At 62.2% G+C, this 9,745-nt stretch carries 9 protein-coding genes; 6 read left to right on the plus strand and 3 right to left on the minus strand.

Annotated features, from left to right (window positions below):
- Nucleotides 1-735, minus strand: a 735-nt coding sequence (gene ligD, locus LH128_RS08520) for a non-homologous end-joining DNA ligase (protein ID WP_008829209.1), incomplete at its 3' end; no start/stop codon positions are given.
- Nucleotides 736-903: 168 nt separating this feature from the next.
- On the opposite strand from ligD, the gene LH128_RS32060 reads away from it, so the two are divergent.
- Together LH128_RS32060 and LH128_RS08525 are read left to right on the plus strand one after the other, a co-directional pair.
- The gene (locus LH128_RS32060; RefSeq protein WP_008829210.1) at nt 904-1,080 is read left to right on the plus strand and encodes a DUF3606 domain-containing protein; all 177 of its coding nucleotides are present in this window, start codon (nt 904-906) and stop codon (nt 1,078-1,080) included.
- A 959-nt stretch (nt 1,081-2,039) separates the two neighbouring features.
- On the plus strand, nt 2,040-2,843 hold the full coding sequence (locus LH128_RS08525; RefSeq protein ID WP_008829211.1) for a hypothetical protein: 804 nt from the start codon (nt 2,040-2,042) through the stop codon (nt 2,841-2,843).
- 200 nt (nt 2,844-3,043) lie between these two features.
- Here LH128_RS08525 and LH128_RS08530 read toward each other — a convergent pair whose 3' ends face one another.
- Nucleotides 3,044-3,967, minus strand: a complete 924-nt coding sequence (locus LH128_RS08530) for a recombinase family protein (protein ID WP_008829212.1) — start codon at nt 3,965-3,967, stop codon at nt 3,044-3,046.
- Nucleotides 3,968-4,289: 322 nt separating this feature from the next.
- On the opposite strand from LH128_RS08530, the gene LH128_RS08535 reads away from it, so the two are divergent.
- The 3 genes from LH128_RS08535 (at nt 4,290) to LH128_RS08545 (ending at nt 6,795) form a co-directional block, all read left to right on the plus strand.
- Nucleotides 4,290-5,288, plus strand: a complete 999-nt coding sequence (locus tag LH128_RS08535) for a hypothetical protein (RefSeq protein ID WP_051211450.1) — start codon at nt 4,290-4,292, stop codon at nt 5,286-5,288.
- A gap of 432 nt (nt 5,289-5,720) precedes the next feature.
- Nucleotides 5,721-6,407: a ParA family protein gene (locus LH128_RS08540; protein WP_008829214.1), complete on the plus strand. Its 687-nt coding sequence runs from the start codon at nt 5,721-5,723 to the stop codon at nt 6,405-6,407.
- Nucleotides 6,400-6,795, plus strand: coding sequence for a hypothetical protein (locus LH128_RS08545; RefSeq protein WP_008829215.1), 396 nt, complete (start codon nt 6,400-6,402; stop codon nt 6,793-6,795). The genes LH128_RS08540 and LH128_RS08545 overlap by 8 nt, the downstream gene beginning before the upstream one ends.
- 38 nt (nt 6,796-6,833) lie before the next feature.
- Here LH128_RS08545 and LH128_RS08550 read toward each other — a convergent pair whose 3' ends face one another.
- A complete protein-coding gene (locus tag LH128_RS08550) occupies nt 6,834-7,949 on the minus strand; it encodes a replication initiation protein (RefSeq protein ID WP_008829216.1) in 1,116 nt (371 codons plus the stop codon).
- Nucleotides 7,950-8,965: 1,016 nt separating this feature from the next.
- Here LH128_RS08550 and LH128_RS08560 point away from each other — a divergent pair.
- Nucleotides 8,966-9,745 (plus strand): amidohydrolase family protein (locus LH128_RS08560; protein ID WP_172705000.1); only part of this gene is annotated, 780 nt, incomplete at its 3' end.

The raw sequence follows: 9,745 nt of genomic DNA on the forward strand, positions 1-9,745 counted from the left end.
GCCGGTGCCGACCTTGCCGGCATAGCGCAGGACGCCGTCCTCATGGACACCCAGGATCAGCGATCGGAATAACCGCGACTTGTCCGAAGGGGTCCAGCCGACCACGACGAACTCCTGCCGCTTGATGCATTTGGTCTTCAGCCAGCCGCCCGATCGCGAGCCGACATAGCGGCCGTCGGCCCGCTTCGAGATCACCCCTTCGAGGCCCGCCGCGCAGAACTGGTTGAGCAACTTCTCGCCATTGCCGGCAATGTGATCCGAATAGCGCAACCGCGACTTGCCCTTGGGCAGGATCTTCGCGAGCTTCGCCTTGCGCTCCGTGAGTGGCAACTGGGTTAGATCCTCGCCGTCGAGCTCCAGCAGGTCGAACGCGAAATAATCGATCGAAGCCGGCGCCCCTTTGAGCGCGTTTTGCAGGGCCTGGAAACTCGAGCGGCCGTCGGCATCGAGCACGACCGCCTCGCCGTCGATGAGCGCGGAGGAAACCTTCAGCTTCAGGGCGTCGGCAACCAGTCCGCTAAACTTCTCCGACCAGTCGAGACCCGAGCGGGTATAGGCAACGGCCTCGCCCCCGCCGACGCTCAGCAGCACGCGGTAGCCGTCATACTTCATCTCGTGCAGCCAGCGGTTGCCGGTAGGAACCGTGTCGACCAGCGTTGCGAGTTGCACTGCGCGGAAGGGCGGCGCGCGGCTGGTGGAAGCCGCTTTCCTTGGCGCTGCGGTCATGCGCGCCATGATGGATGGCCGTTGTTCTTCATGGAGACCAAAGTGCGCGAGCGGCGGACTCGTTCCAGCGCGCCCCTGACTCGGCTCGCCGACCGACCCCCCACGTCTCGCCGATAGCGGCAACCGCATCGTCCCCCCGGCGTTGCGGACCTAGGCCACCGACGAAGGAGATGAGCAATGGCAGACGACAAGACCGCTCGCGGGCCCCAGGACCGGGCGCGTATCGCGCTCGGAGAGGATTATGAGGTCGATTACTGGACGGGCAAATTCGGTGTCAGCAGGGAGCGGCTGGAAGCGGCGGTAAAGGCTGTCGGAACCAGCGCGGACGCTGTCGAGCAGCATCTGAAGGGCTGAGGCCGACCCGCTCGCTTCGCAATGCAAACTGCGATGTCGCCTTTGCTGTCGTGCTGCTCAGCGGTCGACGTACAACTCGTATATTCATCAGATGGGCCCGACGCGACCCACGCGCCGGGCCCCCTGCTACCGATTATAGTCCGCGTCTAATTGGCTGCGAAATGCTTGGCTGAGCTGATGTCGTTCGCCAGCCGAACGCCATCTCCTCGCGCAACTTCCGCAAGATGAGCTTTCACCTCATTACTGCGACGTACTATTGATGACGCAACCTGCGCCCTATTCTCCGAGCATTTGCCAAAATGGCTGCCCCGGATCATTTGATCGGCATCCAGGCGATGGCTCAAAGATGCGCCCTTGGTACCTGCCACATCGCGAACGACGGCCACCCGGGCGGCCCAGAGGCAGCGTTCCGTGGTAGGTCGTGTTCCCGCGGACATGCCGATCTGGCGGGTAGATACCTTGGCATCGGCCCGATAGGTCACATCCAGGGATCTTCCTTAATGATCCACGCTGGTCCGATGAACCTGATCAGCGAAGGGGGCAGCGGAAGCGGTTGCCAAGGCAAGCAAAGACAAGATCACAACATACTCCTCTTTCCAAACAATGGATCGAGCTCAGGGAGTATGATTGAGACGGCCCCTGAGTTCGATACGTCCGACATCGCGAGATATTCTCGCCAGAGGGGCCCGGTACGCATCCCAAAGCTAGGCCTCAGATCGAGTTTATCAATGCGCCCGTCACGGTTTCGATTGGGGGACACACTTTCTTACAGAACTTCGTCGTTAATGCCTGACCTGTGATCGGCAGCGCTCGCAGCCAATCCGGGCGCTCGGTCGTCGAGAAAGTCGTTGCCGGTTCCAGCCAACGAAATGCCGCTCGGCGGATTGCGCAATTGCTAAGGACCCACGCGGTCCCTACGGAAGGGGCACCGCGAAATCACTGTCTGTCAGGATCATCGGATGCCGCTTCGCCGCGCCCATTATCTCGTCCTGGCAATGGTGCTCGCTACAGTCGTGGCATTCTGGCCGACCTACTTCGCTGTTTTGCGGACCGCGCGGACAGAACTTCATTTTCATGGAGTAACGGCCACCGCCTGGATGTTGCTGCTGGCGCTCCAGAGCTGGACCATTCATCATCAGCGACGCGGCGCGCACCGGATTTTCGGGATCGTGAGTTTGTTTCTGTTTCCGCTTTTTCTCGCGGGAAGCGTTGCTGTCCTTCTGAGCATGGCGCGCAACACGCCGTCAGACCCTTTCTACCAAATCAACGGCGGACGCCTGGGTATATTGGACGCCTGGACGCCCATCCTTCTGATGGTCCTCTTCTATTTCGCGCTGAAAGAAAGGCGCAAAGTGCAGCTGCACGCCCGCTATATGCTCGCGACAGCCCTGCCCCTCGTCGAGCCCATTATCGAACGGCTGCTCGGGCATCTGATCCCGCCTTTCACGGCGTTCGACCCCGCTCAATTCGCGTGGACCATGCGTGCTGCAGAGCTTGGGGGGCTTGTTGCCGCGGCGTGCCTCTACGCGGCGGCACCACGTTACGGGCGGCCGTTCTTCATCGTCGGATTGGCGATGGTCGCCCAGGCAGTCCTGGTCGAGACGCTGGGGGAGAGCAGCGTTTGGCAGACGGTATTTGTCGGGCTTGGAAAACTGCCGTCGCTGCCGGTGCTGGTTGTCGCGACGATTGTCGGTGGGCTCACAGTGTGGGCGGGTTGGACTGCTGGCCCAGCTGCTCGTCGGCACAAGCCTGCAGCGGCCTGAAGGCCGCTCGGCTGCTTGATAGGGTCCGCCAAAAGCTGTCAGGCAACGAGCCAGGCCCGAGCTTCCTTTCGGCCTGACGGGCTCGAATTTCACTGGCGACTGAAGAATCTGGTCGCCGCACAACGCGGTGGGCCACCTCATATTTGCGTGCCGCGCATTGTGCCGCGCCCCACACGACGCGGCACATTATCGAGGGCTCGTTAGGCGATCAGACATGGGTCCAAAGACGCCTCGCGATCTACGAGAAGCCCAAGCCCCCTCGCCCGTTCCAGCACACGCCGCACGCCCTCGGCCGACCAGTGTATGCCGCCGCGTGGCGTAGGTTCGCGCAAGTCCTTGCTGAGCCAGCCCGCAAGGTCGCGCAGAGACGATTCCGGATAGGTCTTCAACCTGTCCGCCACCAAGCGCGCGACGCGGGTATCCGGTGGCAGGCGCGGCGCGGACTGGAGGATTACATCGTTGGCATAACCGGCTTTGACCAGGGCCTTGCAGGCCTTCACCAGCGTGCGCTCACTAAATGAGCGGACGGGGGGCTTTATCGCGCGGATCTGGCGCAAGACTATCGACCAGGGAAGATGTGGTCGCAGGCGCTCTACGGTCGGCAGCCAGCGGTGGCGATCGTCAATCAAGGCGTGCAGATAACGCTCTTTGTGCGCGTAGCCGATATCAGCAATTGCCGCCGGATCGCGCGCGCGCATCTTGGGATTGCCGGGCTTAGCGCCCCTCGCCATCGCCGCGGCAAGCCCTGCTCGCGTGCGTTCTCGGATAAGGGCGCGTTCGAATTCGGCAAAGGCACCCAGCATCTGGGTCATCAGCATGCCTTGCGCGCTCGAGGTGTCGATCGGGTCGTTGATCGAGCGAAAGTAAGCGCCCTTGGCCCGCAGCTGCTCGACGATCTCCAGCAAATGGACGAGCGAGCGTGCCAATCGATCGATCCGCACGACGATGAGGGTGTCGCCCTCCCCTACCCTTGCCAATGCCCTGGTGAGGTTCGGGCGGTCCCGGCTTCCCCCGCTGGCCTTGTCCTCGAAGATGAGGGCGCAACCCTGCTGCTCCAGCGCAAGGCGTTGGCCGGCCGTGTCCTGATCTTCTGTCGATACGCGGGCATAGCCGATCAAAGCCACTGTCACATTCCATCAAACGGGGGCAATCGAGGGGTTGCTCCCGTTCGATAAACGACAGCACCGGTTTTGGCCAGCCCCGTCCCCCGGGATTTGAGCCCCGGCCCTTTCCCGCGTCCCATGGGCATGCGGGCGACTTGCGGGCGCTTGGACAGCCCCGCCGGCCGATTTGCGCGGATGAAATCTGCGTCTCAGCAAGCGACAGCGGGGCCTACCGGCGCCTCTAACGAGGGGTCGCCCCTCGCGTCGGCAAGGGGCCGCCATAAATGTGTGAGCAAAGTGAACCCAGATTGCTTTTAAGCTCAGTATTTGTTACTTTGGCTCCATGGATATCGCTGGCTTTGGACCAAGCTATACGCCGAGGGTCGTCACTGAAGTTGCACACGCGACCGCAGTGATAGCCACGCTAAACGACCGAATTTCCGGAAGTTTTGTGCACTCGGCGTGGCAGACCCGCGCAGCTTGGGCCGGCTATGCGCGTGCTCTTCAGCTGGAAGGTCACGAGGTCGATGAAATCGACCTATTTTCCTGGGGCTGCCGGGTCACGATCCCCGGCCGCCCGCTGCGCGCCACGAACCGCGGCGAATATGAGGCGTTCGCGCCTTGGCAGGACATACTGGGGTCATCAGACCCCTTTGTCTGGCGCGATGCGCTCCCCAAGGCTGTCGAATTGCCGGTCGAGGCCGCGGACCACCCTCCCCTCGTCCGCGCGCTCGAACAGATCCGGCGCTATGCACGAGTACGAGGCGGGCCCGACCCCTGGCTCGGTCTGCCGTTCGCCTTACGGGACCAGGGTCTGACGGCCAGCCCCCTCCCCTGCCTCGTCGGCGGCGCCAAAGCCTTCCGCTTGAAAAAGACACTGAACGAAGCCGACTGGCTCGCGCTCCTACGCGCTCTTGCCGCGCGCGCCGAGCGTGGCCTTGAACGCCTTAACCATCTGGAGCGCCTCCATCGCAAGGCCCGAACGGCAATCGCGGAGTCTTATCGTCCCGGCGCCCTGCCCTCCCTCCTCGCGCTTACGCTTCACCAACCGGTCCTGTCGCCGCAGGCTGTGGCGCGACTTCTTGATTTGACCGTGACCGGCGCAAGCAAGTTGCTCGAGCGCGCCACCGGTACCGGACTTCTAACCGAAATCACGACAAGGCGGACATGGCGCATTTTCATGAGCGTCGACCTCGCTGTCGAGTTTGGCTTTGCCAGAGCGCCTCTTGGGCGCCCCCGCGTGGAGAGGTCCCTCCCCTCGCCGTCTCGAAATCTGGCGGCTGTCTTCGATCAATTCGACGCGGAAATGGCAGCCATCGATCAGCTTCTCAACTCCCGATAAGGCATTTCAGCGCGGATCACCTCGGCTCCTCGTCGCCCTGCACACAATAGAAGTCCTTATAATTTCAGCACTTAAGCTTGTGCCGCACGATGTGTCGCGCGCTGTAACGCACGTCCGCACCACATTCCGCTGTACTTTATGCAGCGATGACGCTTACCCCAGCGCGGCACATGTCGCCAGCGGACTCGCGTGCGCGCTCGCTGGCGTGTTCGCGCTGTAATGCGCCCGCGCACTCGCGGTTCATCGCGCTGGCACTAAGCCCAGCGCTTACGCATATTGCCGCGCACTTGCACGCGCTGTCGCGCGTATACGCGCCTTGCGTGGCGCGGGCGGTGACGCTATCAATGGCGCTGTCATTGTGTGCGGCGCGGTGCGGGGCGGGCCATGTTTGTGCCGCGCAGTGTGCAGCGCTATCGCATTACAGGAGTTCGCATGCCCGTCATCACGATCGCGCAAAGCAAAGGCGGCGCCGGTAAGACCACGCTCGCGCTCGCGCTTGCTTCCGAATTCGAGGCGCTCGGCGGTTCGGTCTTCATGCTCGACGCCGACCGTCAGAACAGCTTGCTCAACTGGTATCGGGATCGGATGAATGCCGACAGGGGAGGGGAGGGGCGCATCACGGTGGAAGACGCCTCGCAGCTCCGGGACGCGGACATTGGACCCGCTATCGCGCGCGCGCGCGATGCCGCGCAGCTCGTCATTGTCGATTCCGAGGGCACTTCCAACTTCAAGACAGCCTACGCGGCGATGGACTCCGATTTCGTCGTCATTCCGACGCGCTCATCGCGCCTCGATCTCGAGCGCACCGTGGAAACCAGCGACATGCTGGGCAAGATGTGTGGCGGCGTGCCCTACAGGGTCCTGATCACGCAGACAGGGCAGGTCGCCCGCTCTAAGGCCGAATGGGAGATCGACAGCCAGATCAGCAATGCTCTGCCGACGTTCAACGAGCAGATGCATACGCTCGACGCGTTCCGCGCCATGTCCAACTATCGCATGACGCTGGCCGAGGTGGAGGCCGCCGGCCTGGCCAAGACCGAGAAGGCGCGGCGCATCGCGCAAGGCATCCTGGCCGACATACTCAGCGAAATTCAGAACAAGGAGGCCGTCAATGCCTGAGCCCAAGTCTGCTGCCGGCGCGATGGGGGACATCATCGGCTCCACCCGGCAGCGCATCGAGCATAGCGAAGACCCGGCCGACCGTCTCAAGAACCTGATCGCTGCGACGCCGAAGCCCGCTCCGGCCGCCGCACCGGCGCCCGTCCGCGAACCGGCGCCAGCGACGCTTCCGTCCGGCTATTTCCCGCAAGTCGCGAGCGAGGTGGGCATCATCCCGAAGCGCAAGCCGCAGCGTGGTCCCGCGCGCTCGCTCCATATCAGCATGCGCCTGTCGCCGCCTGAGCGCGACCGGCTCGTTCGCTGGTGCGACGATCGCAACCTCAGCCTGCCCGACGGCATCATGGCGTTGATCGATCTCGCGGAAGGGCAGGGGGGTAGCGGGGAGTAGGGCCCGGCTCTTTATGTGAGGAACGGGGGGAGGGGACTTCAGGGCGTCCCGCGCATCGCGACCCAGCTTTTGCAGAAGCCTTCCCACGATTTGTAGAGAGCGGCGCCCGTCAGGGTCTCCAGCTTTGCGCCCATTTTCTGCCTGTAGGCATCGGCAATCATGTCCTTGTCCCAGCCTCCGCCAAAATCGCGAAAGATCGTGATAATGCGTTGGTCAGGGCAGAAACTGAGCGATCCCGAAGGGAAAGGCCGCGCCGAGGGCAGGGGGACGGGCGGCGGTGCGACCGTTTCGACCGTTCCGTCCCGCCTGGCACGCCGACCCACTTTCGGCCGATCGAGCTCCTTGGCGGTTTCCTCCTGATCGACGGGATCCTTGGGACTGAATGTGAGCTTCACAGCCTCGACCGGCCGTCCACGCCCTGACCCGCGGATCTCGTCCCATTCCACGGTGAAATCCGCGAGCTGGTCGATCTCCAGCTTCGATTTTGCCAGGACATCGCGGCGGAATTCCGCGAAATTCTTGAAGCTACCCTCCGGCACGCCCAGACGCCGGCGCAGTTCCTCGACCTCCATCTTCACGACACGGTTCTGCCGGTTGATGATCAGGCAGCCCAGGTCATAGAGCGTCAGCGAATAGCGCGACTGCAGCGCCAGCATGACGCCCAGGTTGACCCGCGCATAATAGTCCGAGCGCTGCATCACGCGCTTGAAGGCTTCCGAAAACTCGTACTCCACGACGCTCATGCCGTCCTCGGAGATTTCCTCGACGCAGCTTGAGAGCAGGGACTGCGACATGATCGCGGGCTTGCCCTTCTTGGTCGTCGTGCGGATGCGCACGATCACGCGCAAAAGCTCGTCCATCACGGGCTGGATGCGCTCATTGCCCTTGTGCGACCCGCGCAGTTCCTTCTTGGTAATCGTGAAGTTTCTGTCCTCGCCAGCGTCCGGCCCAGCCTTGCGCAGCATGAGGGCGAAGGCCTTGCGCCCGGCGGCGCTCAAGGAGCCGGTTTCAAACTCGGATTCGACGAGTTCGCCCGGTTTGCTTACAAAATCGAGATCGCGGCGGCGAATCACATCAGCGACCCGCAGCGTCCGGCTCAGGCCATCCGCGTCCGGGGAAACCTCGATCTCAACGATGTCCGAATCGGGCTTCATGTGAGTTGCATATCATCACCTTGTCATAAAGAGAACATCCCCCCGTTCACTCACATAGACGTGCCCCCAGCCCTCACATAAAGGCTGACAGAGGCGCAAACCGGCGGCCCCCGACCACTCATATAAAGAAATTGTCCGACTCGCCGATTCACCGCGAGTCTCGCGATATCCCCCATCGCTCATATAAAGTTCCTGACCCGACATTCCCCAGTCCAGCGCTTTTACCGGCCGCATTGCGACATCCCCCGCGCGCTCACATAAACGCCACAGCATCTACTTGCTTTTACTGGGTTTTTTGAAAGCCCCCCGATCGCTCATATAAAGCGACTCGGTTCGAAATAGGGAATTTGACCGGTATAGTGAGGCCCCCGAAAGCTCATATAAACGGACGGGAAGGGCAGGGGGATCGCCCCCGATCGCTCACATAAAGAAGGTCGGTCGAGGTTTAGGGCCGGCGTCGTACCAAAAAGGCTGGCCTTTCAAGCCATTCCCGTGTTGTTTTGCAAGCCACTGGGACGATTCCCCCGATCCCTCACATAATCCCCCGGCCACTCAGGCAAAGGCCCCCGGCCGCTCGCATAAAGGCCCCCGAGTCCTCACGATAAAGCCCCCAGCTGCTCACATGAACGGGGTCTAACCCATTGGTTCCACGGGCGAAATTGCCCCTGAATCTTAGAATCATTGAAATATAGAAGCTCCCGCGCTCCGCTTGGGCGTTTCTAAAGATGGATTTTTTGAGGAAGAAGTACCCTTCCGCAGAACCGCCGAGGTTGCGCACCATGCCCTGGTCGGCTGCCCCATCGCATCCCGCAACCGCCTATCATCCTCGCCGGAGCAAAACATCCTCCAAGTCAAACTTCCGTGAAATCGATCACCGCCGCGCGTCGATCTTGAACGCCGCTTGACTAACGACGCAACCGTATCAAGGTGATCGAGCTGGGAATCAGGCGTGTTCAGCGGCACCAGCCGATACTGTTTTAACGGGCAAGATCATGCGCAATGGGGCGGGATGTGCAATGAGCCAGCGAGCGCTTTACTACGTAGCGACGCTTGGCTGTACCGTTGCTATCGCCTTTAACGGAACACCAGCTCCCGCTCAGCCGAAGTTCGACGTGATCGATATGCATTTCCACGCCGATCGTCCTGACGATCAGGGACCTCCCGGGGGCAAGGCCTGCGCTCCCTATCCTGAATGGGGCCCGCGCGATCCCGGGCAACCGATGGACGGGTATCTCGACTGGTTTACCGGCCGCCCCGATTGCCCGACCGTGCTGTCATCGCCGACCGACGCGGATACTCTGCGCGATCGTGGCATCGCCCAGCTGAAACGGTACAATGTGCTGGCCCTTGCCGGCGGCCCAGCGGAGGTGGTGGATGACTATCGCCGTCATGGGGATGGCCACATACTTCCTGGCATCGGCTTCGGCAGCAGCGGCACCCTCCCTCCGATTGAAGATCTGCGCCGGCTCCACGCCGAAGGCAAAATGCAGGCGCTGAGCGAGATTACCACGCAATATGCCGGCATCGCCCCCGACGATCCACGCATGGAGCCCTTTTTCGCTTTCGCGGAGGCCAACGACATCCCGATCGGCATCCACATGGGGCCCGGGCCCCCTGGGACAGCTTACTTCGCCACGCCGCATTATCTCGTCTCGGCCGGTGATCCGCTCCGCCTAGAACCCGTGCTCATCCGTCATCCCAAGCTGCGGGTCTATGTTGCCCACGCCGGCTGGCCTTTCGGAGACGCGATGATCGCGATGATGTTCGCCCATCCGCAGCTCTATGTCGATGTGGCT

Source organism: Sphingomonas sp. LH128, assembly GCF_000293195.2.
In the GTDB taxonomy this organism is placed as follows: domain Bacteria; phylum Pseudomonadota; class Alphaproteobacteria; order Sphingomonadales; family Sphingomonadaceae; genus Novosphingobium; species Novosphingobium resinovorum_A.

What these genes read in the sequence shown, in the direction of transcription:
- LH128_RS32060 (WP_008829210.1), top strand. Translation starts at nt 904, where the DNA reads ATGGCAGACGACAAGACCGCTCGCGGGCCCCAGGACCGGGCGCGTATC.
- LH128_RS08525 (WP_008829211.1), top strand. Translation starts at nt 2,040, where the DNA reads ATGCCGCTTCGCCGCGCCCATTATCTCGTCCTGGCAATGGTGCTCGCT.
- LH128_RS08535 (WP_051211450.1), top strand. Translation starts at nt 4,290, where the DNA reads ATGGATATCGCTGGCTTTGGACCAAGCTATACGCCGAGGGTCGTCACT.
- LH128_RS08540 (WP_008829214.1), top strand. Translation starts at nt 5,721, where the DNA reads ATGCCCGTCATCACGATCGCGCAAAGCAAAGGCGGCGCCGGTAAGACC.
- LH128_RS08545 (WP_008829215.1), top strand. Translation starts at nt 6,400, where the DNA reads ATGCCTGAGCCCAAGTCTGCTGCCGGCGCGATGGGGGACATCATCGGC.
- LH128_RS08550 (WP_008829216.1), bottom strand. Translation starts at nt 7,949, where the DNA reads ATGAAGCCCGATTCGGACATCGTTGAGATCGAGGTTTCCCCGGACGCG.